26 protein-coding genes are annotated in these 25,967 nt (G+C 44.7%); 11 read left to right on the top strand and 15 right to left on the bottom strand.

Going from position 1 to position 25,967, the window contains the following annotated elements; genetic code table 11:
• Positions 1-27: 27 nt before the first annotated feature.
• Complete coding sequence (locus M4I42_RS05440) at positions 28-2,025, bottom strand: sensor domain-containing protein (protein WP_268851220.1); 1,998 nt, start codon at positions 2,023-2,025, stop codon at positions 28-30.
• 255 nt (positions 2,026-2,280) lie between these two features.
• On the opposite strand from M4I42_RS05440, the gene M4I42_RS05435 reads away from it, so the two are divergent.
• The gene (locus M4I42_RS05435; RefSeq protein WP_268851219.1) at positions 2,281-2,766 is read left to right on the top strand and encodes a PCYCGC motif-containing (lipo)protein; all 486 of its coding nucleotides are present in this window, start codon (positions 2,281-2,283) and stop codon (positions 2,764-2,766) included.
• A 41-nt stretch (positions 2,767-2,807) separates the two neighbouring features.
• On the opposite strand, the gene M4I42_RS05430 is transcribed toward M4I42_RS05435, so the two are convergent.
• The 5 genes from M4I42_RS05430 to M4I42_RS05410 all read right to left on the bottom strand — a co-directional run bounded on the left by M4I42_RS05430 (position 2,808) and on the right by M4I42_RS05410 (position 8,150).
• Positions 2,808-3,554, bottom strand: a complete 747-nt coding sequence (locus M4I42_RS05430) for an exonuclease domain-containing protein (RefSeq protein WP_268851218.1) — start codon at positions 3,552-3,554, stop codon at positions 2,808-2,810.
• Positions 3,547-4,596, bottom strand: coding sequence for a DUF294 nucleotidyltransferase-like domain-containing protein (locus M4I42_RS05425; RefSeq protein ID WP_268851217.1), 1,050 nt, complete (start codon positions 4,594-4,596; stop codon positions 3,547-3,549). Before M4I42_RS05425 ends, M4I42_RS05430 begins: the two co-directional genes overlap by 8 nt.
• Positions 4,597-4,650: 54 nt before the next feature.
• Positions 4,651-5,955 carry an ammonium transporter gene (locus M4I42_RS05420; RefSeq protein ID WP_268851216.1) on the bottom strand — a complete coding sequence of 435 codons (1,305 nt, stop codon included), beginning with the start codon at positions 5,953-5,955 and terminating at the stop codon, positions 4,651-4,653.
• A gap of 388 nt (positions 5,956-6,343) precedes the next feature.
• Positions 6,344-7,501 (bottom strand): toxic anion resistance protein, encoded by a 1,158-nt coding sequence (locus M4I42_RS05415; protein ID WP_183250895.1) that lies wholly within the window; start codon positions 7,499-7,501, stop codon positions 6,344-6,346.
• Positions 7,485-8,150 carry a 5-bromo-4-chloroindolyl phosphate hydrolysis family protein gene (locus tag M4I42_RS05410; RefSeq protein WP_268851215.1) on the bottom strand — a complete coding sequence of 222 codons (666 nt, stop codon included), beginning with the start codon at positions 8,148-8,150 and terminating at the stop codon, positions 7,485-7,487. Before M4I42_RS05410 ends, M4I42_RS05415 begins: the two co-directional genes overlap by 17 nt.
• A gap of 149 nt (positions 8,151-8,299) precedes the next feature.
• On the opposite strand from M4I42_RS05410, the gene M4I42_RS05405 reads away from it, so the two are divergent.
• Together M4I42_RS05405 and M4I42_RS05400 are read left to right on the top strand one after the other, a co-directional pair.
• Positions 8,300-8,431: a hypothetical protein gene (locus M4I42_RS05405; protein WP_268851214.1), complete on the top strand. Its 132-nt coding sequence runs from the start codon at positions 8,300-8,302 to the stop codon at positions 8,429-8,431.
• A gap of 14 nt (positions 8,432-8,445) precedes the next feature.
• Positions 8,446-9,111, top strand: coding sequence for an SIMPL domain-containing protein (locus M4I42_RS05400; protein ID WP_268851213.1), 666 nt, complete (start codon positions 8,446-8,448; stop codon positions 9,109-9,111).
• A gap of 41 nt (positions 9,112-9,152) precedes the next feature.
• Here the strand turns inward: M4I42_RS05400 and M4I42_RS05395 are convergent, their stop codons facing one another.
• From M4I42_RS05395 to M4I42_RS05385, 3 genes are all read right to left on the bottom strand, one after another.
• A complete protein-coding gene (locus M4I42_RS05395; RefSeq protein ID WP_268851212.1) occupies positions 9,153-9,854 on the bottom strand; it encodes a hypothetical protein in 702 nt (233 codons plus the stop codon).
• Between the two features lie 104 nt (positions 9,855-9,958).
• Positions 9,959-10,525, bottom strand: a complete 567-nt coding sequence (locus tag M4I42_RS05390) for a histidine phosphatase family protein (RefSeq protein ID WP_268851211.1) — start codon at positions 10,523-10,525, stop codon at positions 9,959-9,961.
• A 14-nt stretch (positions 10,526-10,539) separates the two neighbouring features.
• Positions 10,540-11,811 carry an MDR family MFS transporter gene (locus tag M4I42_RS05385; RefSeq protein ID WP_268851210.1) on the bottom strand — a complete coding sequence of 424 codons (1,272 nt, stop codon included), beginning with the start codon at positions 11,809-11,811 and terminating at the stop codon, positions 10,540-10,542.
• 407 nt (positions 11,812-12,218) lie between these two features.
• On the opposite strand from M4I42_RS05385, the gene M4I42_RS05380 reads away from it, so the two are divergent.
• Positions 12,219-12,515 (top strand): hypothetical protein, encoded by a 297-nt coding sequence (locus M4I42_RS05380; RefSeq protein ID WP_268851209.1) that lies wholly within the window; start codon positions 12,219-12,221, stop codon positions 12,513-12,515.
• On the opposite strand, the gene M4I42_RS05375 is transcribed toward M4I42_RS05380, so the two are convergent.
• The 5 genes from M4I42_RS05375 to pdxR all read right to left on the bottom strand — a co-directional run bounded on the left by M4I42_RS05375 (position 12,507) and on the right by pdxR (position 16,795).
• Positions 12,507-12,953 carry a hypothetical protein gene (locus M4I42_RS05375; protein WP_268851208.1) on the bottom strand — a complete coding sequence of 149 codons (447 nt, stop codon included), beginning with the start codon at positions 12,951-12,953 and terminating at the stop codon, positions 12,507-12,509. The two genes, M4I42_RS05380 and M4I42_RS05375, sit on opposite strands and share 9 nt — an antisense overlap.
• Positions 12,954-12,977: 24 nt before the next feature.
• A complete protein-coding gene (locus tag M4I42_RS05370) occupies positions 12,978-13,109 on the bottom strand; it encodes a hypothetical protein (RefSeq protein ID WP_268851207.1) in 132 nt (43 codons plus the stop codon).
• Positions 13,110-13,127: 18 nt separating this feature from the next.
• Entirely contained in the window at positions 13,128-14,333 is a 1,206-nt protein-coding gene (locus M4I42_RS05365) for a thiolase family protein (RefSeq protein ID WP_268851206.1), read from the bottom strand.
• Between the two features lie 129 nt (positions 14,334-14,462).
• On the bottom strand, positions 14,463-14,777 hold the full coding sequence (locus M4I42_RS05360) for a transposase (RefSeq protein WP_268851205.1): 315 nt from the start codon (positions 14,775-14,777) through the stop codon (positions 14,463-14,465).
• 599 nt (positions 14,778-15,376) lie between these two features.
• Positions 15,377-16,795, bottom strand: a complete 1,419-nt coding sequence (pdxR, locus tag M4I42_RS05355) for a MocR-like pyridoxine biosynthesis transcription factor PdxR (protein ID WP_268851204.1) — start codon at positions 16,793-16,795, stop codon at positions 15,377-15,379.
• A 100-nt stretch (positions 16,796-16,895) separates the two neighbouring features.
• On the opposite strand from pdxR, the gene M4I42_RS05350 reads away from it, so the two are divergent.
• Positions 16,896-17,450, top strand: coding sequence for a pyridoxamine 5'-phosphate oxidase family protein (locus M4I42_RS05350; protein WP_442864075.1), 555 nt, complete (start codon positions 16,896-16,898; stop codon positions 17,448-17,450).
• 46 nt (positions 17,451-17,496) lie between these two features.
• Here the strand turns inward: M4I42_RS05350 and megL are convergent, their stop codons facing one another.
• The gene (megL, locus tag M4I42_RS05345; RefSeq protein WP_268851203.1) at positions 17,497-18,678 is read right to left on the bottom strand and encodes a methionine gamma-lyase; all 1,182 of its coding nucleotides are present in this window, start codon (positions 18,676-18,678) and stop codon (positions 17,497-17,499) included.
• Between the two features lie 184 nt (positions 18,679-18,862).
• On the opposite strand from megL, the gene hyfB reads away from it, so the two are divergent.
• The 6 genes from hyfB to M4I42_RS05315 all read left to right on the top strand — a co-directional run bounded on the left by hyfB (position 18,863) and on the right by M4I42_RS05315 (position 25,967).
• The gene (gene hyfB, locus M4I42_RS05340; RefSeq protein ID WP_268851202.1) at positions 18,863-20,881 is read left to right on the top strand and encodes a hydrogenase 4 subunit B; all 2,019 of its coding nucleotides are present in this window, start codon (positions 18,863-18,865) and stop codon (positions 20,879-20,881) included.
• Between the two features lie 72 nt (positions 20,882-20,953).
• Positions 20,954-21,868 (top strand): respiratory chain complex I subunit 1 family protein, encoded by a 915-nt coding sequence (locus M4I42_RS05335; RefSeq protein ID WP_268851201.1) that lies wholly within the window; start codon positions 20,954-20,956, stop codon positions 21,866-21,868.
• A gap of 13 nt (positions 21,869-21,881) precedes the next feature.
• Entirely contained in the window at positions 21,882-22,517 is a 636-nt protein-coding gene (locus M4I42_RS05330; protein WP_268851200.1) for a hydrogenase, read from the top strand.
• 6 nt (positions 22,518-22,523) lie between these two features.
• Positions 22,524-23,996, top strand: coding sequence for a hydrogenase 4 subunit F (locus M4I42_RS05325; RefSeq protein ID WP_268851199.1), 1,473 nt, complete (start codon positions 22,524-22,526; stop codon positions 23,994-23,996).
• The gene (locus M4I42_RS05320) at positions 23,996-25,585 is read left to right on the top strand and encodes a hydrogenase large subunit (protein WP_268851198.1); all 1,590 of its coding nucleotides are present in this window, start codon (positions 23,996-23,998) and stop codon (positions 25,583-25,585) included. Before M4I42_RS05325 ends, M4I42_RS05320 begins: the two co-directional genes overlap by 1 nt.
• 19 nt (positions 25,586-25,604) lie before the next feature.
• Positions 25,605-25,967, top strand: a complete 363-nt coding sequence (locus M4I42_RS05315) for a 4Fe-4S binding protein (RefSeq protein ID WP_268851197.1) — start codon at positions 25,605-25,607, stop codon at positions 25,965-25,967.

Raw genomic sequence — 25,967 nt, 5'->3', positions numbered from 1 at the left:
TCCCCCTCATAAAATGCCCCCTAACAATCACATGTTAGAGGGAGTGTTGGATTGATTATATTGTTCAAGCCATTGCTTTAATTTTTCCGCTTCGAGCGATTTGCTGAAATAAAAGCCTTGGGCGAAATCACAGTGCATTTGTTGAAGGAGCGATAATTGGTGATTTGTTTCGACTCCTTCTGCAAGTACTTGAATATCAAGGCTTTTCGCTAAATGAATGATCGTATCGACGATCGTTGCATCTTTGGAATTTTCAGCAATACCTTGAATGAAGCTGCGGTCAATTTTTAACATCGACACCGGCAAATTACGGATATAGGCAAGCGATGAAAAGCCTGTGCCGAAGTCATCGATCGCCACTTGCACACCGATGTTTTTCAACTCCGTTAAAATATGCCTGCCTGTTTCGATATTTTCCATCAATCCGCTTTCTGTCACTTCTAAAATTAAATGCTCCGGCGCAAAACCGGATTCGTTCAATATGTAAATGACATGACCGACCAGTTCTTTTCGATTCAACAAAAATGGAGATAAATTTACCGCTAATTTTAACTGCGGAAAATGGGCTTGCCACTCCTTTACTTGCCGGCATGCCTGTTCTAATACCCACAAAGTAATTTCAAAAATAAATCCGCTTTTTTCTGCAAGTGGAATAAATTCAAGCGGCGGAATTTCTCCAAGTTTCGGATGCCGCCAGCGAAGCAACGTTTCTACCCCCATCGCAGAGCCGCTTCCTAATTCGATTTTCGGTTGATAACATAAATAAAATTGTTCACGCATAATTGCAAACGGAAGATCACGCTTAATCACCGCCGTCTGGTTTTGAACTGGCTGGTAAAAATAATAGCCGTTTTTTCCGCGATCTTTCACATAGTAAAGTGCTTGATCGGCATATTTCATCAGTTGTTCTTGGTCGTCCGCATCGCTAGGAAAAAACGCAATGCCGATCGAAAGCGTCGATTGAATCATTTGTTTTTCGTAACGGAACGGCTGGTGAAACGCCTGAATCAACCGCTCCGCTAACTCGGACACTTTTTCTTTTGTTGCATTCGTCAACAATAGCACAAATTCATCTCCGCCAATTCGCGCAAAAAAATCATCAGCACGCAACACCGCTTGAACCCGCTTCACCGCTTCTTTTAAAAAATAATCTCCCGCCTGATGCGAAAAATGATCGTTAATCCATTTGAATTTATCAAAATCCAAATAGCATAAGGCAAACGTCGTCTGCGCTTCAACAAGCTGACGTATATATTTTTCAAAATAACTGCGATTGGCAATGCCAGTTAACGAATCAAAATAAGCGAGCTGATGTAACTTTTCTTCATATTTTTTGCGCTCACTAATATTTTTCGCCGTAACAACAATGTAATCAAGCTGATCGTCCTCATTTAAAATCGCTTTTCCATGAGCTTCCATCCATACCCATTCGCCTTGTTGGTTGAGTCTACGAAATTCTACGGTTTGTTGCTCGTTCGTTTCATATAACATTTGTAATTTCTCTTGCAAAAACAACACATCTTCCGGATGTACGTAACGAAACAAATCATACTTTACACATTCTTCGCGAACGACGCCGAACGCGTTCTCAAATGAAGGAGAAACATATGTTACTTTTCCTTCATTTGAAAGAATTAAAATGTAGTCAGATGAATGTTCATCGATGATCCGAAACCATTTTTCGCTTTCTTGCAGCGCCGCTTCCATCTGCTTTTGTTCTGTTCGATCGCGTAATACGCATAAAACGGTGTAAACATTTTCTAGTTTAATTGGAATAAACGACACGCTGACCGGAACGTAGCTCCCGTCTACTTTTTTTACGTCCAATTCGGCATAGTGTACGACATGGCCGTACTTAATTCGTTCAAAATCATTTAACGAAAAACCGAGCGTTTCAACGTCACACTCGTCCCATCCTAACAATGTTTTAAACGCTGGATTGATATGTATGATACGCCCATTCGAATCAATGAACGCAATGGCATCTACAAAATGTTGAAAAAAAGCAACACAGTTGTCCACCATATCAGTAATTACCTCTCCAGTATATTTTTTACTATCACCAACAAAAAACTGCTCTCTTACTCTTCTAATCTAGCCCTTATACTCTCATTTTTACTAATCTATCGGCAAAAATCAACAAAATGGATAAAATTTTTTCAAAAATCGAAACGAATTTCTTTTCCGCGTTCGCAACACACCTTTTCAAAAACTTGCTGTTTCTTTTCACTTATGCTAGATTAGAAGTACGTAAAAACGATAGGAAGGGTGAAAAAATAAATGAAGCGTCCTACAGCGGTGGCGGTGTGTATGCTGTCTCTTAGTTTGCTGGTGAGCGCCTGCTCGTCGAATGAAACGAAAGAACATAAAAATCATTCCTATACAACAAACTCTGGCGATGTACGGGAAACAACCAAATCTGTTGACCACCTCCCTGCTTTTTTAAGCCAGTATGACGAAAATATGGCCGTTCTTTATCAACAGGCAGCGAAACATCAAAAGCTGCTCGAAAGCATTCCGTGCTATTGCGGCTGCGGCGAGTCTGCCGGTCATCAAAACAACTATGACTGTTTTGTGTATGAAAATAAAAAAGATGGCTCAGTCGTTTGGGATGATCACGCAACCAAATGCGGCGTTTGCTTAGAAATTGCCGCCGAATCGATCACCGAATACGAACAAGGCAAATCGATGAAAGAAATTCGACAAACAATTGATGAGAAATATAAGGAAGGCTACGCCGAACCGACGCCGACAAAGCCGCTATAAGACGAAGGGCTATCTCCTAAACTAAAAGAAGAGATAGCCCTTCACCTTGGCATCACACTTAACGCCGTATATAAATCATATAGTGTTTCGATTTGTTTCTGCTTCAAATCTTCTAACATCCTTTTCCACAATTCTACCATCGCCCGAACATCCCCATCAGCGGTATGTCGTTTTTCACACGGAATATCGTAATGATGGAGCGCCTCATCCAATGTTGGAAATAACACGGGACGGTGGATCATTTCCATCACTTGTTGCATTTCTAAAAAACGCCCTGTCCATTTCGTTCGATAGTTCGTCCAAAGAAAATGATTCATAAACGATAAATCATGACCGATATGATAACCGATGATCAGTCCGTCGCTAATAAACGATAAAAAATGTTTCATTTCCTCTTTTAACCGGGGGGCCGATTGCACATCTTCCATACGGATTCCGGTTAACTGCGAAATATGCTCCGGAATCTCTTTTTCTGGACGAATCAGGCGAAAATAAAAATCGTTCAGCTGGCCGTTGCGCGTTTTAGCAGCAGCGATCGAAAAAATTTCATCCCCGTGCTGCGGCGAAAAGCCGGTCGTTTCCGTATCGATAATGATAAATGGAATGTGTTCAAGATGGGTATTCATATCAATATGCTTCTTTTGCTGCTCCTTTAATAACGTACGAACCCATACTTCCTGCTGAAATGTATGGCGTTCATTTTCGGATACCGATGATACTTTTTCACTCGGCACCCCAAGCGACAGCATGCGCAGCGCCCGCTGCCAAAAACGGTGTTGCTCATTCATCGCGCCATCCCCTCACTTGCCGCATAACCGTACGCTGTAACATTTGGGCAACTTTCATCGCCTTTTTTAAGAGAGCGCGTTCGTGCGGATCAAGAACATGCAACGGAACGTAATCACGATCGGCTGATTCTAATGAATATTTTAATCGAAAATAGACGCACGTTAAAAATGCTTCATGCACTTTTTGAGCAAGTGAAGCAGGCAACAGCGATTGATCGCGGATGTGCTCTAACCTTTCCCACGTCGTCATAGCGGAAATGTTTCCTACACACGATAAAAATTTTAACGAGTTTACCAGCTGCACATAACCGCTATGCTTTAAATGAAGACAGCCGCTATAACGGCCCCATCGCTCAATGTGAAAGTTCCCAAACCAACCGAGTGGCACGCGCGGAAAAATAACATGCTCCCCCATTCGTTTCAACAATAGCGGGTGACGGCTCATCTGTCCAACGAGCGATTTTTTACAGTCTTGAACTAATTCACTCGCTCCGTAAATTGGCCGCATATCCATCGCAATCAACAAAAAACGAATATCATCCGGAAAGTGATGATCGATATACATCGCCATTTGCTGTTCCCATGCCCGAACCGACTGACTCCAACGGCGATTCGTTGCCATGACGTTACCTGTGCAATAAGGATAGCCGATATCGTGCAAAAAACTTGTTCCCACTTTCGCCAAATGACGAATAAACGCATAACACTCCTCTTCTTGCTCCGGCGGGCATTCAAACAAAATACCGTTATCTTGATCGGTCCATACCGTCGGCTCGCCTCTCCCCATGCTTCCCATTACATACCAGCACCATTTTTCAGGAGGAGTTCCGACTGCTGCCTGAATCGTTTCTCCTTCCGCCAACATGACCGCTTTTTTGACAAGCGTGTCATGAACATCGCTTAAGGCATGGGAAAGAGAAGCAATCTCGTCTCTTTCAATCACATTTCGTAGCCGATAAGCTAATTCGCGATGATAAACGTTTAGCTCGTTTACCGTTTTGGCTTGATCAATTTGTTGAATGAGCTCGTATAACGATTCCATCTTGATCTTCCTTTTCTAAAAAAACCGGATGGACATGCCAATCCGGTTTTTTTCTTATTGAACCACTGTTTTCGAATGGTTCACAAATGCAGGATCCAATTGTTCTGGATAACCGTACGAACCGTGTTCGCTAATATCCAAACCAGAAATTTCTTGTTCGGCTGTCACACGGAGTCCGATCGTTTTCTTCAAGGCAAACAAGATCACAAAGGACACAACCGCAACATAAGCCGCCGCTCCTAACACCCCAACCGTTTGCACAATCAACTGATGGAATCCGCCGCCGTACACGAGCCCTGCTTTTCCGATTCCTGTAATCTCTACTAAACGAGGAGAAGCAAAAAACCCTGTCGAAATTGTGCCGATCGCTCCAGCAATCCCATGAACAGAGAACGCATAAATCGGATCGTCAATGCCTTTTCGTTCAAAGTAAACAGACGTCCAGAACGTGAATGAACCGGCTACCGCTCCAATTACAACGGCTGCCCACGGCTCGACGAACGCGCATGCGGCCGTAATCGCAACAAGCGCTGCTAACACACCGTTGACCATCGCTGGAATATCCGCTTTTCCAACCATGATTTTTGCGGTAATAATCGCCGCAATCGCTCCCGCTGCCGCTGCCAAGTTCGTCGTTAGTGCCACATAACCGAAAAATCCATCCCCTACGGCCATCGTACTTCCGGCATTAAATCCAAACCAGCCGACCCATAAAATGAAGCCGCCAATGACCGTATAGACTTGGTTATGGCCTGGAATAACATTTGGCGTCTTATCTTTATTAAATTTTCCGATGCGCGGCCCAAGCAAAATCGTTGCCACTAACGCTGCAATCGCCCCTTGCAAATGAACGACTGTAGAGCCGGCGAAATCTTGCATTCCCATCGTTCCAAGCCAGCCGCCGCCCCATACCCAGTGGCCGATGACTGGATAAATGGCGATTGTAAAAATCGTTCCGAATATAAAATAAACAGATAATTTCGCACGTTCTGCAAAACCTCCCCATGCAATCGCCAAGGAAACTCCCGCAAAGCCGAGCTGGAACAAAAATTTAAGCGACAGCGGTACGTTCGCCCACGAGAGCGAATCAAACGTCCCTTTTCCTTCTTTTAAAAACCATCCTTCCGTGCCGATGAAACTGTTTCCTGCGCCAAACGTAATCGCAAAGCCAAACGCCCAAAATGCAAGGGAAGCGATTGCGAAGCTTAAAATTTGTTTTCCCGCGACGTGACCTGAGTTTTTCATTCGCGTCGATCCAGCTTCCAGCAAAGCAAAGCCCGCTTGCATGCCGATGACCAATACGGCGCTGATCATCACCCATAACGAATCAAGTGCCAACGAAATTTCTTTCGGACTCATTTCCATCTCCCTTTCCGTCATTTGTTTTAACATCTTTTGTTATAATATATTACATAAAAAAGTGTTAATCAACTCTTTTTTTCGAAAGTAAACGGTTACAAACGAAAAAAGTTTGTTAAAAAATCTTACAAATATTTTTGGATAAAAAGCAAAAAAAGCGCCACACTACGTAACGAGCAATAAATAAAGAAAGGATGAGTACGTAATGAAAAAAACAGACACGCAAACAGAGGCTAACAACAAACAGTTGCAGCAAGAAACGAACAAACAACCACTAGGGTATGGGGACAAAAAGTTAGAAGGACCAAATCGTCCAGCGGATTAAAATAAAAAGGCTGAGCAAATGTCAGCCTTTTTCACATTCTGAATCACTGTCTAATTGCTTTTCTTATCGCTTCATTGAGGCAAGCGTCTGTTTCAATTGTTCTTCCATGTTGACTAGCTCCCGTTCTACTTGCTGGCGTTTGAGGCGGCCTTCTTGCTGAATTTTTAGTGTTTCTTCTAATGTAGCCACTAAGTTTTCTTGCGTTTTCTTTAACGTTTCAATATCAATCAGTCCACGCTCGTTTTCTTTTGCCACTTCAATGCTATTGATTTTCAACATTTCCGAATTGCGTAGCAGCAAATCGTTCGTCGTTTCGGTTACTTGTTTTTGCGCTTCCACCGCCCTTTGCTGACGGAATAACGTCAAAGCGATGACGACTTGATTTTTCCAAAGCGGAATGGCAGTTAAAATCGACGATTGAATGCGCTCCACTAACGTTTGGTTCATATGCTGAATCATGCGAATTTGCGGCGCTGTTTGAATCGTCACTTGCCGGCTTAATTTTAAATCGTGAATGCGCTTTTCCAAACGGTCTGCAAATTGCAACAAATCATTCACTTCCTGCATCTCCATTTGATTTCCTGACTTTTCCGCCTGTGCCCGCTTTTCCGGAATGAGCTTCGTCCGCAATTCTTCGAGTTTTAACTCTGCCGCGGCAATATAAATATTGAGCGCATCAAAATACTCTTTATTTTTTTCGTACAACGTTTCTAACATCATAATGTCGCGAAACAATAGCTGACGGTGCTTTTCTAATTGATCGGCAATTTTATCGATTTCGACACCGATTTTTTGATATTTGGCAACCATTCCTTGCAGCGACTTCGATACAGATCCGAATAATCGCGATAAAAATCCTTTTTTCGCCGGCAATAAATCGTCCGGATTCACTTCTTTAATTTTGCTCATCAATTCGCTAATGACCTCACCAACAGGTCCAGCGTCTTTTGTTTGAACGTGATTTAAAATCGCGTGCGAAAACTTCGACAGTTCCGCCTGCGCCGCCACCCCGTATTGAATGATCGCCTGCTGATTGCTTGGATCAATTTGTTTCGAAAGCTGGAGCGCTTTTTCGCGATGTTCTTGCTTTAACGTATCAATCAGCTTCACCGGACGGCGCTCCTCCACCGCCATCTCTTTTTGTTCCGCCGGTAAAGAAAACGGGTTTTCCAACAGCGAATCAAGCGAGCTTGTCCACTCTTCGTTATCGAACGGTTTCATAGTCCCTCTCCTTTCTCCATTCACTGCTCTCTAACGGTTTTTGTTGTTCGAGCGATTGCTCAAGCAATTTCGTTTCTACCTGCAAATCAAACACATCATCAGAAAGAATTTCCAACAACCGTTTTTCTGCGACAACCACCAGTTCATCCAACAGCTGCTCCGTTTTCCGCAGCGCTTCTTTCATTTCGTTGTTGCGAACCGGTTGATGAATCAGATAAACGTATTTTTCAATCATCGTTACTGCAGAATCTAATTCATGAATAAAAAACGACTGAGCGATTCGGAATTTCCGCGGGTGTTGTTCGACGGCACGAATCATTTTTTCGACCGTTGCACTTATATGTGAGATTTTCTGCCACATCACAAGCGAACGAACTTTCAAGCGCGCCCGCCGCATCCGCTTCCATTTTTTCCATGCTTCGGCAAGCTGCGTGCGTATATAGTCTTTTTCTTCTTTTAAAAGGCCGTTTGCGACAATTCGATGCGCTTTTCGCTTCATGTAAACAGATGTAGCAAGCATCGCCGCTGTTCCTGATACAAACGAAAGGAAAAATTGATAATCAAACAAAAAGAAGGCGATGATCGCTGTTACAAAACCGACATTCCATGAAACGAACCACCGCCATAACATCATGAACCAACGTTTCATTGTTAATCCCTTCCTTGCGAAAGTTTTATCTACATTATAGCATGTCCCTCTTTTTCATACGAACGAGCAGCGTCTTTTGTTTCATTTCGCAAAGTGAATGAGACAACTTGACAAAAGAATATGTTGGTATAAAAAAGGAGATGAAAATCATGAAACAGATCGATTGGCAAATGGTCATATTTGTCGGGATCACATTATTGCAAGAATATTGGTGCTATTTCCGCCTCCCGCGCGTGTATTACTGGTATGTCACGGAAAATAACCGAAATAAAGCAGCTTGAAAGAAAGTGTTTGTATGCATGATGTTTGGGGTCATTCTTATTATCCGCAACATTCTAGCGTTTCTCCGCCCACTAGAACCATTGCCGTCACTGGCCAGGGCACACTGTATGTTAAACCGGATACTGTCATCGTAACGATCGGAATTCGTACCGAGCATACAAGTGCCTTAGAGGCGCTTACGGAAAACGCGAAACGAGCGAATGCGATGATACAAGCGCTGCAAACGATCGGCATTCGCCACGAAGACATCGACACTTCCTCATTTTCCATTTATCCGAAATATACGTACACAAATCAAACAGTCATCCTCGTTGGATATGAGGTTGAGCATATGTTTGACATTACTGTCAAAGATGTAAAAAATGTTGGGGCCATTTATGAAACGGCAGTAGTCAACGGAGCGAACATCGCCCGCCAGCTTCAATTTAAACTCGCTAACGAGCAGCCGCATTACCAACAGGCGCTCGCCATGGCAGTAAAAAACGCCCAAGAAAAAGCGCGCGTTCTTGCCCGTACCCTTCAGCTGCCGTTACACGATGTTCCGGTAGAAATAAAAGAACAAAGCCATCCTTTCCCTCCTCCACCGCGTCCGATGGTGCTCGCAGAGGGAGCGGCACCGCCGATCCAGTCGCAAGAAGTCGGCATTACCGCAATGGTACACGCTCTGTTTGTTTATTAAGCGAGTTAACATGAAAAGGTGTCCCATATGAGGACACCTTTTTAAAACTTCACTTCTCGCACCCGCTCTCCGCCGAATAAAACAATCGTTTTCGTTTTTTTCGTTTGTTTAGTAATGACCGTTACTTCGTACATCCCTGGGAGGTATGGGCCATATTTTTTTACAAACGGGTCTTTTGTTGCTTCCCCCTCTACTTTTTTTTCATTCACAAGGACGGTCGCATCATCCTCGGCACGCACGACAAATGAATAAAGTGTTGGTTCAAATACGTATTGATCAAGTAGGAAAAATTGCGTTTCATACACCGTCATTGTAAAAATCGGCGGAACGGATGTTAATCCTTTTATGTATACGTGCTTTACTTCTTTTTGCTTTTCTAAATCACGCTGGAGCACATCATAGCCTTTCGGTTGTTTGTCTAAATATAATAGTAGTGGAGCTAACGTTTTTTCGTTGACCGGTACATTACTGCGAATTGATGTTTTTAACACGTCCCAATCTTTTTCTTTTAGCGCCTGCTCCAATTGGCGGATGGCCATTTCTTTCCCCATTTCGTTTTTCAGCATCCCATAGCCTTTGATGACGGTAATGCTGATCACAAAAAGGACGAGCAACACAAAGGCTGTCCAGCTAAACCGCTTGATGCTTCGTTGTTGCGCTGCTTGCCTGCGCTGATCCAAGCGCGTCGGCAGCGGTTGTTCTTCATTTTCGCTATCTGTCCGAATTATATCATTTTCTTTCACCAATCTTCCCCTCTCCCGTTCGCTATTCCTCATTCATGTTTATGACAAAAGAAGGGAAAATATGTGAATTCATTAACGGCCGGACAGGCTGAGCGTCGCGCACTTCAATCTAATGTATACGAACATGCGTACCAATGCGTCGCTCGCTTGGAAACAGTTCGTTTCCATCCCTTTTTTTCTAATTGCTTTCCGACGAACCGGTGAAACCAGCCGTGTCCGACAACTGCAACCGTTCCGTATTTTTCGGAATACTCCATGAGTAAATCGCAAGCTTTTTGGGCGCGGGTGACGGCCTGTGCATACGATTCTACACCGCGTACGTATCCTAAAAACCAGCAGAGTCGCGCAAAAATAAGCCATAGTTGTACTGGCAACCGCAGAAAATGAAGGTGCAAAAACGGAATAGGTGTATCTACTTCACGAAACAGTTCATTTTCCTCGACAAGACACGCCGGCAAAAGCCGTTGCACAGAATGGAGCGCACGCGGCAGCGGGCTTGTAATCACTACATTTGCTTGCTTCATTTTTTGTACCGTCAGCTCTGGAATCGGATCATCAACAGAGATACCATGGGCATCATATGCTGCGATCCACTGAGCAAACTGAGCCGGAGTTATCCACCCGCTTTTTTGCCATGCTGACTTTCCATGTCGAATCAAAATAATTTCCATCCATCCTCCCCCGTTCACGCACTTTTTGCTTGGACGTGCCGCTCTTTTTCAAATATACGGAACATCACAAAATATAGGGCGGCGCTCATGAACGCCAGAACTCCAAGGAGCAAAAACGTCCATTGATACCCGAACCAAATCGTAGCGGCAATCGAAAAAGGCGCCAGCGCCCGCCCGATCGTCCAGCGCAAACTCGCTGCCGCAAAATATTGACCGCGCATTTCTTCTGGAGCAAGCTTAGAAATAAACGTCTGTTGAATACCAGCTGTCATCAGCTCAGCGAACGTGAACAGCGCTACGGAACATATCATCCCCCACACGCTTGTCGTCTGACCAATAAAAAGAATCGAAAGGCCATACAGCACGGATGACCCAATAAAGACGGTGCGGTCTCGATAACGTTCCATCCACCTTGTGACGATAACGGTGAACAATGCCACTAACAAACCGTTTTCTGAAACGAGCATCCCAAACAATTTTTCCCCGCTTAACGTCACCGACCAGTCGCTGAACGAAAAAAGCGTCTGTTGATCGACCACATCTTTCGTATATACCGGAATGAGCAAATCGAGCTGCATAAACGTTTGCGCTACTAAAATACCGGCAACTACAAACAAAAGAAACGTCCGATCCCGCATAATAATGCCATATTGTTGAATTTGTTCTCTAATAAATTCGTACCACTTCTTGTTTTGCTGCTGAATAAGCTGTGCCGGAACCGTTTCGCGGAGCGCTTTCGTTAAAACAATTGCTAACAATAAGCAGGAAAAAGACGCGGCAAGCAACAACGCAAACAGATGATGTTCATAAAACATCCCACCAATAATCGGTCCGACGACGACTGCAATATTGATTGACGTATAAAACAGAGCGAACACGCTGCTGCGGTGTTCTTCCGGCACCACATCCACCACCATCGCTTGGCTAGCCGGCCAATATAGAGAGCTGCAAATACTAGCGAGCGTAAAACAAAAAAAGCCGGCAACCGGCGATGTCCACCATGGGGAGCTGGCGAGCGCAAACAAAAAAAAGACGACCCCTTGGCTATATGCCGCAAGCACCATCATCCGCTTCCGTCCAAATTGATCCGCCAAATATCCGCCAATTAAACTCGCAACAACAGAAAATAGCTGCGAAACAATCAATAACAGTCCTGTTTTTTCTTTCCCAAACGCCTCTGTAAAATAAATCGCCATAAATGGGAAAAACATCCAAAACGTAATATTAAACAACGCTTCTCCGAACAGGCGAATTTTCAAATTCCGATCCCATTGTCTAATTTTCATTATCGCATTCCTCATTCCCTAACAAAACAAACGTATTGATTCTTTTATTATACCACTATTTATTGGCTCTTCACCAAAAGTTGTGCTTGATTTTTTCATAACATGCCCCACTTACGCTTGTGAGGAAAAATCAGTAAATCAATGATTTTTGCACATCCTTGTTCAGGAGAACGTATCGCTTGTCAAGTACATGTTGTGGTGATGAACCTATTTATTCTTCTTTTGGTAGAATATTCATGATTATTTTTTTAAAATTAGGAAATACATCCTTTGAATAGCAAATAATCAACTAACGTTCAAATGTTTATGGCGATTTTTTGAACATGTGTGAAAAAGTATACATTTTTTCGTACATTATAGTATAGTTTGTATAGAAATATTTTTTGGAGAATCGAGGGAGTGTCAAAATGATTGTTCATGAATTAATGAGCATGGAGTCCATTTTTACGGAAGAACTAAAAGAAGGATATCACGTGTTATTAGGGAAATACAAAACAGTAGATGTGATCGCAAGCGCTGATTGCGTACAAGAAATTGATTGCGGAACGGAAGAAATTGTGGAGGTTGTTTTCGACCCAGGCAGCGAATACTCGCTCGTACGTCTCGGCTCATATACGTTTGAAGAAGTTCCATCACTAGATGAGTTGCAACAAACCATCTTCGAAAACCATTACGACATTTTTGCCGAAGCGGTTTCAAGCTGAGACCGCTTCTTTTTGTTTCGCTGGCGACAAATGAATCGCTTCACCTGTTAACGCCTCCACCGCTTCAAGCAAACTTTCATTCATGCTTGGGTGCGGGTATAACGGAAATGTAAAATCTTCGTCGCGCCCTCCCATTTCCAGACCGATCACTCCGCTTGAAATTAACTCAACAGCACCCGCCCCGATGATATGAACACCAAGTACCACTTCGGTCTTGGCGTCGCTAATCACTTTCACAAGACCTTCTTTTTGACCAAGAATGCTAGCATAGCCGTTTCCTGTCAGCGGAAACTGCCCGGTGCGAATCTCCCCATATTGTTGTTTCGCTTCCTCTTCTGTTAATCCGACGCAAGCGATCGGCGGAGTCGAGTAAACAACCGTCGGCAAAAATGTCCAATCGACTTCCGATTTTTTCCCTGCCATCGTTTCCGCCGCCACTTTTCCTTGCCCCGAACGTCGCGATCAAAGTGAAGCGCTTCCACCATTTCTCCTAATTCCACTAGTGTCACATAAATCGAAGCAATTCATCGCATCCGGGCGATGAATCGTCACATAGCCGATATCGTCACGTTTTTCCCATAAAATATTGTGCACTCGTCCGTCTTCCTTTCATTATGCATCGACATTTTCGACAATCGTCGCAATTCCTTGACCGACACCAATACACATCGTGGCCAGACCGTATTTGACGCCTCTTCGTTTCATTTCATAAATTAACGTCGTTAAAATTCTCGCTCCGCTTGCCCCGAGCGGATGGCCGAACGCAATCGCTCCACCGTTTACGTTGACTTTTTCTTTATCGAGCTCAAGCTGCCTTATGCATTCTAATGCTTGAGAAGCGAACGCTTCATTTATTTCTACTAAACCGATCTCATCTATCGTTAACCCCGCACGTTTCAACGCCTTTCTCGTCGCATAAATCGGACCAAGCCCCATCACCGCTGGCTCCAATCCCGCAACGGCTGATACCGTATATTTCACAAGCGGCGTCATCCCAAGCTCTTTCGCTTTTTCTGCGCTCATTAAAAGCAGCGCTGCTGCCCCGTCATTGACGCCGGAAGCGTTTCCAGCCGTGACCGTGCCGTTTTCAAATAACGGACGTAATTTCGCCAGTTTCTCAAGCGTCGTATCTGGACGCGGATGTTCATCTTTATCAACAACAACCTCTGTTCCTTTTCGGTCACGATACACGACAGGAACTAGCTCCTCGGCAAATAAATTCGCCGCCAGCGCCCTTTTCGCCTTCATTTGACTTTCGTAAGCAAATTCGTCTTGCGCTTCCCGAGAAATACCGTACCGCTTAGCTACGTTTTCCGCCGTTTGCGGCATGCTGTCCGTTCCATACATTTCGTGAAGCTTTGGATTAATAAACCGCCAACCGATCGTCGTATCAAACATTTCTAAGTTGCCGCGCGGAAAGTCTTGATCCGGCTTGGCCATGACAAAAGGCGCCCGCGTCATACTTTCCGTTCCTCCGGCGATGACAATACCTGCCTCTCCTGTTATAATCGCCCGTGCTGCGTAGTTGACTGCATCCAAGCCAGAGCCGCACAAGCGGTTCACCGTTGTTCCCGCTACTTCCACCGGCAAGCCAGCCAATAGCGCCGACATTCGTGCAACGTTTCGATTATCTTCGCCCGCTTGGTTCGCATTTCCAAGAACAACTTCTTCAATTTGATCTACCGGAAGTGACGGATTGCGTTCAACGAGCGCGCGAATGACAACCGCTCCTAAATCATCGGGGCGAACGTCTTTGAGCGCCCCTTTATACTTTCCGATCGGCGTCCGCACCGCATCGACAATGACGACTTCTTTCATTATATGTATCTCCCTTCCGTATATTCGGTGTAATATTTAGAATATTCAACAATATCTCTTTTCCTCCTGTTTATTTTTCATTCTCACTCTTTGTATATATAAAACTGATTTAACTTTTCGACATGGAACTTAGGCGAGACCCACTCGACACAATACATTGTCTGGGCTTTTAGAAATTTCATCTAAAAACAAATTCATTGCTTCTTCAATGGAAGAACGTGTTGGATGAAACTGATTGGCAATGACCGTCTCTTTTAGCCATTTCCATAACCGTTCAATGGGATTCAAATCCGGCGAATAAGGCGGTAGATAAATCAACAGGATCCGTTCGTTCTTGGAAAGAAAATCTTGGATGAGTGGAGAACGATGGATTTTGGCATTGTCAACGACCATGGCAATGACTTGGTCGTTGTAATGATTCGCCACTAACTGAAGAAACGACAAAAAATCCTCCCGTTTGCAAGAAGAGGAGGTTTGATGCACGGACTTCTCCTGTCATCGCGTTCAAAGCACCAAATAAGGTAACGCTGGCATGATGCCCATACGTTGACACTTGTTTCTGTTTGCCCACTTCTGACCATGTGGCATGAAGGCTCCGATACGCACGAACATGTGTCTCATCTTGATACAAGGGCACCATATCTTGATTCAGAAGTTTGTTTAATAAGGTCGATTTCCTGTTTAAACGCCTGGTGTTTTTTCGAATCAGCTTTACCAATACATAAGTGGGACGAGTATATCTTAAACACAATCGCCAAAGCATGCGCAAATACTTGTGCAACTCATCATCATACGTGTTGCGCACATATTCCTGAATGATCGGTGTGGTCCATGATGAGATACATCCCAATCCGTGATCAGAAGAGGAACTCGTTAAAATCACTTGCTTGAGCTCGTTTTGTTGTTGACGATTTTTATCGATTTGTATGCGAAGAACATGAAAAGAAGCTATCTGTCTATTGCACTTAGACTGTTAGCTTCTTCGGGCGTTTCTGTGTTCATCTGATAAAAACTATCATAACAAGACAGTCTCTCATTCTTTTTTAGAAAAGCGTTTCCGCATCAAACAATCCTCGAAGCAACCTTACCCCTTCTTTTATCTCATGCTCGCTCATTCCGCCAAATCCTAACAAAATGTAAGGAAGAGGCGAGGTGGTCGGGTCAAACCAATATTTCGCAGCGGAGTAGATGCTGATTCCTTCATGTTTCGCACGCTCGACAAAACCGCTGACATCGGTCACATGTGGAAAGCGAACAAGCAAATGCAATCCAGCTTTTTCCCCTATAATTATGGCATTTGGACCAAAATTTTCGTCAATCGCCGCAATCAGCGCTTGCCGCTTTTTTGCATACACATTGCGCATTTTACGGATATGCCGCTCTAAATGCCCTCTTTCCATAAACAAGGCTAACGCTTTTTGGACGATGGTTGCGACCGGTTGATTGTAACAAGAAAACTTCTTTCGGAACGTTTCGAGCAAACGGACGGGAAGCACCATGTAACAAACGCGGATAGCGGGCGTTAATACTTTCGAAAACGTCCCGATATAGATGACCCGTTCTTGTGTATCAAGCGCTTTTAAGGCTGGAATCGGTTTCCCCTCATAACGAAATTCGCTGTCATAATCGTCTTCAATAATGAAGCCATCTATTTTTTCGGCCCACTTTAATAGCCTTTGCCGCTTTCCAATCGGCAACACCATTCCGAGCGGAAGTTGATGGGAAGGAGTGACATAAACGATGTTCGCTTCACGTTGTTCCAATTCCGTGATGTTTAAACCGTCCTTTTCTAGCGAAATAGGAACAATACGATAACGATGATTAGTAAATACCGCGCGAATTCCATCATATGACGGATTTTCCATTGCGATCAGATCGGTTTCCGACGAGAAGAGTTGGCAAAGAAGCCCAGTCATTTGGTGAATGCCAGCACCAATCACGACTTGTTCGCAAGAGCAGTGAATCCCGCGCGCCTGAAATAAATAACGAACTATTTCTTGGCGCAACTTCCTATCTCCTTGTCGCTCGCCATACCATAACAATTCGTCTAACGGTGCATCCATCGCCTCATTCATACACGCCCGCCATACTTTGTGAGGAAAATGGGTTATATCAATGTTGCCATAACGAAAGTCGTATATTGGTTTTATCGCATCGGTTGGGGGCGAATGTTCGTATGTCTTCTGTAGTGATCCGTTTGCCCCGCACTCTTCGGTAAATTCTTGCACCACAAATCCTTGTCTCGGCATACTCTCAATGTATCCTTCTGCCACGAGCTGTGCATAAGCAGCTTCCACCGTATTGCGGCTAATGCTTAAATGGCGCGAAAGGGCACGAATCGAAGGCAACCGTGTCCCCTTTCGAATATGGCCTTGCAACATCTCCCGTTTCATATATTCATACAGTTGTTCGTAAAGCGGAATACGTTTTGTAGCATCTAAATGCGGAGTTAACTCGATCATCGTATCCTCCTGACCCTAAAAAAATGTTCAAAACTGTCACTATCGGTCATACCAGAAGCCTTTTATACTAATTATAACAAAGGAAACAGGAGGAAAAAATATGTACGAAATGAGAAGACCGATGTTAGCGTGTACCGATGAGGCGAAAATTTCTGCGTTTTTGTCGACGGCGATGACAGGGTATTTAGGGCTAGCGGATGGGCTAGAGCCGTACGTCGTTCCGTTGAACTTTGTCTGGTGGAACGGCGCCGTATACGTTCATGGCGCGGAAGAAGGACGGAAAATGGAGGTGCTGAAGCGAAACGCGCGCGTCTGTTTTACCGTAAGCGAACATTTCGGGACGATGGTTCATCCCGTCCCGGCAAAAACGGATACAGGGTATATGAGCGTCATGTTATTTGGCACGGCAAAAATCGTGACGGACTTAGACGAAGCAACAGAAGCGATGCAACAACTTTTACATAAATACGTCCCTGGCTATTTTTCCGCGCCGCTTTCCAAACATCACGTCGAGACATACCGCTCTTCGATGGGCAGCCGAACCGTCGTTTTGAAAATTACTCCGCACACGATAACCGCAAAGGAAAAGCCGCTAAACGAGGAAAGGGTGTTTTATGACGGACGAAAAGTGGCAGATGATATTGGAATGAAATAAACCATAAAAAAGGGCAGCGAACTATATAAAAGCTGCCCTCGATTCGTTATAGCTGGTTTAACGCTTGCTCTAAATCTTCCCAAATGTCTTCCCACGCTTCTAGTCCGACGGATAGGCGGAGAAGTGAGTCGCTGATGCCCATTTTTTTCCGTACTTCTTCTGGGACGACGGCGTGTGTCATCGTCGCTGGGTGTTGGATAAGTGTCTCGGTATCGCCTAAGCTGACGGCGATATGAATGAGGCGTAAATGGTTTAAAAGCCGCTGAGCGGCTGCTTTTGTTCCGTTTACTTCAAACGAGATTAGCCCCCCTCCGCGCTTCATTTGTTTTTGATAAATCGAATAATCGCGATGGTCAACGTCGGCTGGGTAATAGACGTTCGCTACGCGCGGATGGCGCTTTAGTTGCTCGACAATTTTTTCGGCGTTATCGCAATGGCGTTCCATTCGTACCGCAAGCGTCTTTACTCCTCGCAACAACAACCACGCATCAAATGGAGAGAGAACGCCACCGACATCTTTTTGTGTCGTTTTTGCGATTTCCGTCATTGTTTCTTTTGTGCCGACCGCAATGCCAGCGATGACATCCCCATGCCCTCCAATATATTTCGTTGCGCTATGGATGACGATATCACAACCGAGTGATAACGGTTGCTGCAAATACGGTGAACAAAACGTATTGTCCACGACAACAGCAATGCCATATTCTTTCGCCACGTTAGCGACCATTTGTAAATCCACTAGCTTCATCGTCGGATTAATCGGTGTTTCGACATAAATGCACACCGTTTCTGGGCGAATGAGTTGGCGAAGTTCTTCTTCTGTTTCCATCGCGCAAAAATCATGAGAAATGTGATATTTGTTTTTCAACAGCTGCAACAGCCCGAACGTACAACCGTACACCCCTTGCGAACAAATAATATGGTCGTTCGCTTTTGTAAGCGACATTAATACCGCGGATACTGCTGCCATCCCTGAGCTAAATGCAAGCGCCGCTTCTCCTCCTTCTAAACATGCCATTTTTTCCTCAAGTGCCCTTACTGTCGGATTGGCAAGCCGCGAATAAATATACCCTTCTTCTTGGCCAGCAAAACGCGCCTCTCCTTGTTCTGCCGTTACAAATGTAAATGTTGACGTCTGAAAAATTGGCACGGACAAGCTACCGAGATGGTCTTTCGTATCGTACCCGTGATGAATGACGAGCGTGTCAAATCGTTTGTCTGTTTTCATAGAAATCCCCCTATGTTGTGAATAACCCCCTACGCTTTTAGTATACGACACAACTTATTTTTTGTAAGCGTTTTCTTTTTTGTGGAATCGTTTCACTAAAGAAATTCCCCTTGTATCTGTTTATGTTAATTAGTATATTTGAATTATTGAATATTCTATTATAAATTTATTTAGAGGTGATGATATGGCAGACTTCGAAACGCGTCTGTTTGTGCTATCGCTATTGTTTTTTGTCTTTGGCACATTCAGCGCCCTCTGTTTTAGCCGACGTGATAAATGGGCAAATATTTTCGCGCATAGTAGCGCTCTTGTCGGCGGACTTCTCGGGACGGTAGCGGCATCGCTCGTCTTAGCGACGAAACAACCAATTTCTGTAACCGCATGGACAATCGTGTCCGACGTTACATTGCGATTCAAGGTTGATACGCTTTCTGCCTATTTTCTATTCGTCATTTCGGTGCTAGCTGTCGCTGTGTCGGTTTATTCGATTGGGTACGTCACAGAATATTACGGCAAAAAACCGATCGGCTGGCTTGGCGGCGGACTGAACCTTTTCTTGCTGTCAATGGTAGCGGTGATTACCGTCGATCATAGCGTTTCTTTTTTAATCGCATGGGAATTCATGTCTCTCCTTTCCTTTTTCTTAGTGATGTTCGAGCACGAAAAACCGGAAACACGGAAAGCGGGATATGTATATGTCGTCATGACACATTTTGGAACGGTTTTTATTATTCTTTCGTTTTTAACGCTCTTTTTCTTTACGAATCGCCTTGATTTTCAGTCATTCACACAAGCCGCGTCCGATTTGCCTGCTTCCGTCAAAAACATTATTTTTCTCACGTCGTTGATCGGATTTGGGACGAAAGCGGGAATGATTCCGCTACATGTGTGGTTACCTCGGGCGCACCCGGCCGCACCAAGCCATATATCCGCTTTAATGTCTGCCGTTATGATTAAAACGGCGATTTATGGGTTACTTCGGGTGAACTATGACTTTTTAAAAGGCGGGGCGACATGGTGGGGGGCAGTCGTACTTGGGATTGGCGTCCTCTCTGCTGTATTGGGCATTTTATTCGGAGTAGCGGAAAATGATATGAAGCGTTTCCTTGCGTTTAGCAGTGCTGAAAATATCGGAATCATCTTTATGGGGCTAGGAGCTTCCCTTTTGTTCCGTTCGTATCACGAGCCGCTCTTAGGGGCGTTAGCGTTGACTGCACTTTTATATCATGTATTAAACCATGCCATCTTTAAAGGATTGTTGTTTATGGGAGCAGGTTCTGTTCTGTATGCGACGCATACGAAAAACATTAACGAATTAGGTGGGCTTATTCGTCGCATGCCGTGGACCGCTGTACTCTTTCTCATCGGTGGCATGTCGCTCGCTGCTTTTCCGCCGCTCAATGGTTTTATGAGTGAATGGGCGACGTTTCAATCGTTGCTTCACCTTTCGTTTTCGCTTCATTCCCCTATTTGGAAGACCGTTGGCGGCCTTGCAGCTGCAACGCTCGGCTTGACGGGAGCGTTTGTCGCGGGAAGTGTCGTGAAACATTTCGGTACTGCATTTCTCGCCTTGCCGCGTACATCGCACGCTGCGAAAGCAAACGAAGTACCGCTTGCAATGCGGTTTGGGATGGTTGTGCTTGCCGGCGGGACCGTCGTTTTTGGCGTATGGCCAGGATTGGTTTTACGCATGACGAACCAAATCGTCGAGAACTACTTCCATCAGTCACTAACTGGTCACGCGATGTTGTATGTTCCGTTCCACCGTTCGGTCGAGTCGATTTCGCTCGGATGGATGACGATTATTTTCTTAGCGATACTTCTTTTACTAATTGCGCTGCTTCGCGTATCGGTTGGAAAAAGTAACAATCACTACGATGAAACGTGGAACTGTGGAACACCGCTTGTTCCGACGATGGAATATACCGGGACATCCTATTCGCACCCTGTGCTAATGATTTTCAAAAGGCTCTATGGAATCGAGCGAAAGATAGATGTACAAGGAGAATACGCGTATTATCCGAAACGGATTCGCCATCGGCTAAAAATAGAAGCAATTATCGAAACAAAGCTATACCGTCCGCTCATTCGCGGTACTGTATGGTTGTCACAGCGGCTGCGAGCCATTCAAAACGGAAATTTACAAAGTTATTTAGCCTATATGATTATCACATTGATCGTGTTACTGTTATGGATTCGATAACGGAAGGAGGAAGGAAGAAGCCGCAAGCTACTGGCGGCTATCTTCGCAACATACATGGGCTGGACTTTTTCAATGTTTTTACAAGCAGTAATGATCGTTTTGCTTGCCCCGTTTATTCAAGGGGTGATTAAAAAAACGAAAGCACGCATGCAAAACCGCATCGGGCCAACCGTTTGGCAGCCGTATTATGATTTAATGAAGTTTATGAAAAAAGATGCCGTCCTTTCCGTGCATTCGTCATGGCTGTCGGTCGCTACCCCGTATATCGTGTTTGTTTCGATTGTGACGGCCGGCCTTTTCATCCCGACCTACATAACAAACAACGGTTTGAGCTTTATGGGGGATATTATCCTTATTGTTTATTTGTTTGCCGTCGCCCGCTTTTTCACAGCGCTTAGCGCCCTCGATGCCGGCGGTTCTTTTGGCGGCATGGGATCAAGCCGGGAAATGGCGTTATCCGCGATTACAGAACCCGCTTTATTGCTGTCGGTGTTTGCCGTCCTTTTATCAAGCGGGACAACGAAGCTGCCAGATTTCATCGCATCCTTAACAAGCGATGGATGGAGTTGGTTTTCACCGTCTTACGGGCTTGCTTTTTTCGCCATGCTCATCGTATTAATTGCCGAAACAGGACGCATTCCAGTGGACAATCCGGATACCCACTTAGAGTTAACGATGGTTCATGAAGGAATGTTGCTTGAATATTCCGGCCGATATTTAGGATTAATGATGTGGGCAGCGCAAATAAAACAGCTATTGCTTTTAAGCCTTTTCATCAATTTATTTTTCCCGTGGGGGATCGCTTCTTTGGGTGGGCATATGTTCGTATCGTTTCTGTTGTACGTAGCGAAATTAATCGCACTTGGGGTGCTTCTTGCGTTCATTGAAACGATGTATGCCAAAATTCGGCTGTTTAAAGTGCCGAAACTGCTCGGTTCATCGATGATTTTGTCTTTAATGGCCATTTTACTTCGGGTGTTTGAATAAAGGGGGATCATGAATGGAACAATGGATTGCTATGCTACTACTGATTAGCGCCATTTGGTTATTGCAAATCCGGAAAATAAGTGATTCTGTGCCAATTTTAGCGTTTCAATCGTTTGTACTTGCGCTGATGGCAGGTGCGATGTGGTACGAAACGAAACTCTCGCATCTGTTTGTTGCCGCGTTGTTGACATTGATTGTCAAAGCGATCATCATTCCGGCAATTTTGCATTACACGATTAAAAAAATTGACGTCCATCGTCGGGTAGAGCGCGTTACGTCGAAATATACTTCATTATTGATCGCCATTATTCTGTCAGTGGCGGGATTTTATGTCACCTCCCGCCTTCATCTTCCAAGTACAAAATTCGGAGCGCCGTATCTTCCAGTATCGATTACGCTCATGTTTCTCGGAACGTTTATTATGATCGACCATAAAAAGGCGCTCATGCAAGGAATCGGGCTCATTACGATTGAAAACGGTTTGTTTTTAGTGGCACAGTCCATTAGCTACGGCATGCCGATGATGGTCGAATTAGGCGTTTTCTTTGATATGCTCGTAACGGTCGTGATCATCGGGATTTTATCATTCCGTATTCATTCTACTTTTGAAAGTTTGAATATAGAAAAAATGAGCAATTTGAAGGGATGATTCAAAATGGGAGAAGTTTCATTGCTGCTCATCATTCCCGTGATGACAGCGGTGCTATGTTGGCAAATAAAAAACCATCCTATCGGTGAGAAGCTGCAAGTAGCCGGTGCGTTATTGAACGTATTCATCGGTCTTTCCATTGCACGGAACGCGTTTTTCGTTGCGCCGGTTACAGGTTGGCATCACCTAATCTATATCGATGCTTTAAGTGCTTTTAACGTCATGCTGATTGTGCTTATCGGATTCATTGCTTCCCTTTATTCGGTCGGATATATGCGGCACGAAGTAGCGGAACGGATTATCAGCGAAGAAAAAGTGCGCCATTATTATTTATGGTTCCACCTCTTTATCGGGACGATGCTAGTGGTGAGCGTCGTGAACAATATCGGTTTGCTCTGGGTTGGCATCGAGTTAACGACATTAGTATCGGCTCTTTTAGTCGCTTTTTATCGAAAAGGAACATCGTTGGAAGCAGCATGGAAATATTTAATTATGGGAAGTGTCGGCATTGCGTTTGCCCTGCTCGGCATTATTTTTCTTTATTTATCCGGCGTCGATTTGTTCGGCGAAAGTGCTGAGTCGTTAAATTGGACGGTTTTACATCGTGCCGCCGGACAGTTAAATCCGCAATGGACGCTGATCGCCTTTATTTTTGTGTTAGTCGGGTTTGGCACAAAAGCCGGATTGGCGCCGATGCATTTTTGGCTGCCGGATGCGCACAGCCAAGCCCCTTCCCCAATCAGTGCGGTATTATCCGGGGTATTGTTGAATACAGCGCTTTATGGCATTTTTCGCATATACACGATTGTCAATACGACGCTAGACGGAAAAGCAGCATCGTATCTCATCTTTTTTGGGTTGCTTTCGATTGCAATCACTGTTCCGTTTATGCTCGTTCAACATGATTTAAAACGTATGCTTGCCTACTCTAGCGTCGAACATATCGGCATTATTACACTTGGCGTTGGCATTGGTGGCGCGCTCGGTCTTTACGGCGCTGTCCTTCATATGTTTCATCATTCCATGGCAAAATCGCTATTGTTTTTTGCAGCGGGAAATATCACGCAAAAATATCATTCGAAACGAATGGAACGCATTTCTGGTGTATTAAAAACAATGCCGATGACCGGAAGCATTTTTTTAATTGCGGCGTTTGCGATTACTGGAACACCACCGTTTAACATTTTTATCAGTGAATTTACGATTATGCGTGCTGGCTTTCAGAGTGGGCATTTAGTAGCGACCGTTCTCTTCCTTTTATTCGTTGTCCTTATTTTTTCTGGGATGATGTATTATGTCGTACGAATGGCGTTCGGAGAAGCACCGGCGAAAGTAGAAAAGAAAGAAATGAGTCGTTGGTCGACAGTGGCGCTCTTTCTTCCATTAATAGCCGTTATCGTTTTCGGGTTATACGTTCCACCGTTCTTTCAAGAAATCATTCAACAAGTGGCGTTTGTGTTGCAAGGGGGCAAATCATAATGGAAAAAACGATAAAGCAGTGGCTTTCACGAATGAAACAACAGCTTGGAAATAAAGTGCGGTCGATGGAACAAAACGGCGCACAAGAAACGGTTATGCTCGTAGAAAAAACAGAACTACCAGACGTCTGTTATTTTCTTTGGCATGAGAAAAAAGGGCGGTTATTTACGATGGTCGGAAATGATGAGCGGGATATTCACGGCTTTTTCGCCTTATATTATGTATTTTCTTTCGATTCTTTCCGTCATTTCATCACCGTGAAAACGTTAATCGACCCGCTCGATCCAACGTTTCCTTCCGTTGCGGTACAGTTGCCCGCTGCGAATTGGTATGAACGGGAAGTTAAAGATTTGCTAGGGCTCAGGCCACAAGGGCATCCCGACCCACGCCCGCTCATTTTGCACGGAGATTGGCCGGAAGATCTCCATCCGCTGCGAAAAGATTTTCCGCTCGACCGTCACGCTCCGCGCGTTCAGAGTCGAGAAGCGTTTATGCCGTACGACAGCGAAGACGTGACGGAAATACCGGTCGGACCGATTCATGCCGGTATTATTGAACCAGGTCATTTCCGTTTCGGAGCAGTTGGCGATACGATTTTACATTTAGATGCCCGGTTATTTTTTACACATCGCGGCTTAGAAAAAGCAAGTGAAGGAATGCCGCTTGCGAAAGCATTGTTTTTAGCGGAACGAGTATGTGGTGTTTGCGCACTTTCGCATAGTGTGGCGTTCGCCCAAGCGGTAGAACGTATAGGGGAAGTAACAATTCCGCCGCGTGCCGCTTACTTACGTACGCTGTTTTTAGAGTTGGAACGGTTGTATAACCATATCGGCGATGTCGGGAACGTATGCGCTGGATTTGGGTTTGCAGTCGGAATTAGCCAAGGAGCACGCTTAAAAGAAATAATGCAACAATTAAATGAACACGTTGCTGGTCATCGTTACTTACGCGGCGTCGTTCGTCTTGGTGGGGTAAGAATCGATATAACCGAACGAGAGAAAGAAGATATTGTGCGAACATTGGCGTATGTCAAAAAGGAGTTTCAAGAACTTGTTGACTTGCTGTTTTCTCATGATATTGCAATGAATCGAATGGCGACGACTGGCGTACTTCGCCTAGAACATGCGAACGATTTGGAAGTCGTTGGTGTAGCGGCAAGAGCTTCGGGACGCTCGGTCGATATTCGGCGCGATCAGCCGTACGCCGCTTATGATCAAGTTCCATTTCACGTTCCCGTTTACGAGGCTGGCGACGTTCTTGCTAGGGTGCGCATTCGCGTTGACGAAGTGTTCGAATCAATCGCGATGATTGAACAACTATTGCACTCCCTTCCTAGCGGCGATACGTTCACTTCTCTCCCACCACTACCGCCGTATCGTTCGGCAATGGGATGGTGCGAGTCGCCTCGCGGAGAAACGGTGCATTGGCTTATGGTTGGTCCGGATCAAACGATTTACCGATATCGAATTCGCTCAGCTACTTACAGCAACTGGCCGGCCGTTCCGCTTGCCGTGAAAGGAAATATCGTCCCTGATTTTCCGCTCATTAATAAAAGTTTCGAGCTGTGCTACGCTTGTTGCGACCGATAAAGGCAAGGGAGGGATAGCGATGTTTGATCTTATTCGAAAAATATGGCGAACAAAAACGGTCACGAAAACGGAGCTATTTACAGAAGCACCGGAACGCTTCCGCGGCAAACCGATTTTCACCTCAAACGAATGCACTGGCTGCCAAGCGTGCACAACGTCATGCCCTGCTGGGGCGATCACGCTTCAGCAAAACGATGATACCATTACCGTTTCTTTATCTTATACTACTTGTATTTTTTGCGGCATTTGTGCAGAGGTATGCGAAACGAACATCATCGAGATCACAAACGAGTATCGGCTAGCGACAAAAAATAAAAACGAGCTAACAGTGAGCCAGCAAGCAACATTAGCGAAACTTTTAACAGCAAGGAAGGAAGTGTGA

This window comes from Anoxybacillus sp. J5B_2022 (assembly GCF_026847645.1).
Lineage (GTDB): Bacteria > Bacillota > Bacilli > Bacillales > Anoxybacillaceae > Anoxybacteroides.
This window is presented reverse-complemented; position numbering and strand designations above follow the sequence as displayed.

Coding starts and splice junctions, on each gene's coding strand:
- M4I42_RS05440 (WP_268851220.1), bottom strand. CDS start 2,025: ATGGTGGACAACTGTGTTGCTTTTTTTCAACATTTTGTAGATGCCATT.
- M4I42_RS05435 (WP_268851219.1), top strand. CDS start 2,281: ATGAAGCGTCCTACAGCGGTGGCGGTGTGTATGCTGTCTCTTAGTTTG.
- M4I42_RS05425 (WP_268851217.1), bottom strand. CDS start 4,596: ATGGAATCGTTATACGAGCTCATTCAACAAATTGATCAAGCCAAAACG.
- M4I42_RS05420 (WP_268851216.1), bottom strand. CDS start 5,955: ATGAGTCCGAAAGAAATTTCGTTGGCACTTGATTCGTTATGGGTGATG.
- M4I42_RS05330 (WP_268851200.1), top strand. CDS start 21,882: ATGGAACAATGGATTGCTATGCTACTACTGATTAGCGCCATTTGGTTA.
- M4I42_RS05350 (WP_442864075.1), top strand. CDS start 16,896: ATGTACGAAATGAGAAGACCGATGTTAGCGTGTACCGATGAGGCGAAA.
- megL (WP_268851203.1), bottom strand. CDS start 18,678: ATGAAAACAGACAAACGATTTGACACGCTCGTCATTCATCACGGGTAC.
- M4I42_RS05365 (WP_268851206.1), bottom strand. CDS start 14,333: ATGAAAGAAGTCGTCATTGTCGATGCGGTGCGGACGCCGATCGGAAAG.
- M4I42_RS05390 (WP_268851211.1), bottom strand. CDS start 10,525: ATGGAAATTATTTTGATTCGACATGGAAAGTCAGCATGGCAAAAAAGC.
- M4I42_RS05415 (WP_183250895.1), bottom strand. CDS start 7,501: ATGAAACCGTTCGATAACGAAGAGTGGACAAGCTCGCTTGATTCGCTG.
- pdxR (WP_268851204.1), bottom strand. CDS start 16,795: ATGATCGAGTTAACTCCGCATTTAGATGCTACAAAACGTATTCCGCTT.
- M4I42_RS05405 (WP_268851214.1), top strand. CDS start 8,300: ATGAAACAGATCGATTGGCAAATGGTCATATTTGTCGGGATCACATTA.
- M4I42_RS05380 (WP_268851209.1), top strand. CDS start 12,219: ATGATTGTTCATGAATTAATGAGCATGGAGTCCATTTTTACGGAAGAA.
- hyfB (WP_268851202.1), top strand. CDS start 18,863: ATGGCAGACTTCGAAACGCGTCTGTTTGTGCTATCGCTATTGTTTTTT.
- M4I42_RS05400 (WP_268851213.1), top strand. CDS start 8,446: ATGCATGATGTTTGGGGTCATTCTTATTATCCGCAACATTCTAGCGTT.
- M4I42_RS05385 (WP_268851210.1), bottom strand. CDS start 11,811: ATGAAAATTAGACAATGGGATCGGAATTTGAAAATTCGCCTGTTCGGA.
- M4I42_RS05315 (WP_268851197.1), top strand. CDS start 25,605: ATGTTTGATCTTATTCGAAAAATATGGCGAACAAAAACGGTCACGAAA.
- M4I42_RS05320 (WP_268851198.1), top strand. CDS start 23,996: ATGGAAAAAACGATAAAGCAGTGGCTTTCACGAATGAAACAACAGCTT.
- M4I42_RS05410 (WP_268851215.1), bottom strand. CDS start 8,150: ATGAAACGTTGGTTCATGATGTTATGGCGGTGGTTCGTTTCATGGAAT.
- M4I42_RS05335 (WP_268851201.1), top strand. CDS start 20,954: ATGTTTTTACAAGCAGTAATGATCGTTTTGCTTGCCCCGTTTATTCAA.
- M4I42_RS05430 (WP_268851218.1), bottom strand. CDS start 3,554: ATGAATGAGCAACACCGTTTTTGGCAGCGGGCGCTGCGCATGCTGTCG.
- M4I42_RS05325 (WP_268851199.1), top strand. CDS start 22,524: ATGGGAGAAGTTTCATTGCTGCTCATCATTCCCGTGATGACAGCGGTG.